This is a genomic window from Pseudoponticoccus marisrubri, assembly GCF_001482405.1.
In the GTDB taxonomy this organism is placed as follows: domain Bacteria; phylum Pseudomonadota; class Alphaproteobacteria; order Rhodobacterales; family Rhodobacteraceae; genus Pseudoponticoccus; species Pseudoponticoccus marisrubri.
This window is the reverse complement of sequence record NZ_LPXO01000040.1, coordinates 1-1,587: the sequence shown is the minus strand read 5'-3', so window position 1 is coordinate 1,587 and position 1,587 is coordinate 1. Positions and strand designations below refer to the sequence as shown.

The following is a 1,587-nucleotide window of genomic DNA, read 5'->3' as shown; positions in this document are numbered from 1 at the left end:
TGAACTTATGCGGTGGACGCCCCCACCCAAAAGCATCTCGTATGCCATGATGGTTCCGTGGGAACCAAGTGGAGGGCACACCGATGACAACGAAGATCAGCATGCTTGCGATCGACTTGACGAAGGGCAGCTTTCAGGTCTGCGCGGTCGCAGCGGATGGGGCGTGTGTGGATGCCCCCCATTTGGCAAGCATGATCTTCGGTATTTCGGCGGGGTCTTCGATCGGACGTGTGTCAGGCCTCTCAGTGTGGCCTTTGATGACGCCACGGGCCGGTATGCTGTTCGGAAGGCCGGGTTCACATCGGTTCAGAGAGCTGCAAGCGCTCGAGCCCCGGGACTGAATCTCCCGCCTTGAACTTCGAAGTCCGTGTCGCCTACTCCTCGTCGATCGCTCGCCCCGGCCTTGCGGCCATGCCGTGCTTTCTTGCCGCTCTCGAGAGTCTGGTCACGCCATCCGGTAATCCTCCTGTTTCGTTGTCATGGCCCAGATCATGCGGGCCATCCACTGCCCGGCAGGGCATGCCGAAGGCATGTCCCGAGAGGGATGTTCGCCAGCGCCACCGCCGCGACCATCCTCGGCTTGCGCGCCACGAGCGCGGCCAGCCAGCGGTTCGAACTGCCGCCCTTGCGGACCACCCAGCGGATAACGCTCATCGCGCCGACGATCAGCAGCCGGCGGATGTCGGTCTGACCCATCTTGCTGACCGACCCGAACCTGGACTTGCCACCCGTGGACCTCTGTCGTGGCACCAAGCCGAGCCACGCTGCGAAGTTGCGCCCGCTGTCGAATGTGTCGAGGTCCGGTGCGAACGCCGCGACCGCGCCTGCGGTGACCGGGCCGATCCCGGGGATGGTGCACAACCGACGCAGCTGCGCATCTGTCTTCGATGCCGCCTCGAGTTCGTCCGCCAGCTGTTCGATCACCTCGGTGAGCCGCGCGATTTGGTCGAGGTAAATCGCGCCCATCTCCCGGACCGGGCTTGGCAGGTCGGTAGCCTGGTCTTCCAGCGCGTTCTCCAGCACCTTCAGGCTCGCCGGTCCCTTCGGTGCCACAAGTCCAAATTCAGCCAGATGGCCCCGAAGCGCGTTGATAAGCTGCGTGCGTTGCCGGACCAAGCATTGGTGCGTTCGAAAGGCCACCGCGCGCCCCTGGGTCTCGGCGCTCTTCACCGCCACGAACCGCATGGTCGGCCGCAAGGCCGCCTCCGCAATAGCTTCCGCATCTGCGCGATCGTTCTTCTGACGTTTCACGAACGGCTTCACGTAGGTCGCCGGGACAAGCCGCACCGTGTGGACGTGCCGTTGCGCTATCCGGCCCCAATGGTGCGAGGTGGCACAGGCCTCCATCGCCACGATGCACGCTGGCTGCTCGGCGAGAAGCGTCGCCAGCCGTGTCCGCGACAAACCTCGGTTGTATAGAACCGTCCCCTCCGGCCCCACGGCGCAGACCTGAAAGCTGCCCTTCGCCAGGTCGATCGCCAGCATGCTGATCTGCGTCGTCATTGATGTGCCCTCAGCTCGGCTCATGTGGAACCATCATGGCATACGAGATGCCGCTGGGTGGGGGGCATCCACCGCATCAGTTCA

At 64.0% G+C, this 1,587-nt stretch carries 1 pseudogene; it reads right to left on the bottom strand.

Annotated elements, in window-relative coordinates:
• Positions 1 to 445 precede the first annotated feature (445 nt).
• Positions 446 to 1,503: pseudogene (locus AVJ23_RS21850) on the bottom strand (IS110 family RNA-guided transposase).
• Positions 1,504 to 1,587: the final 84 nt, after the last annotated feature.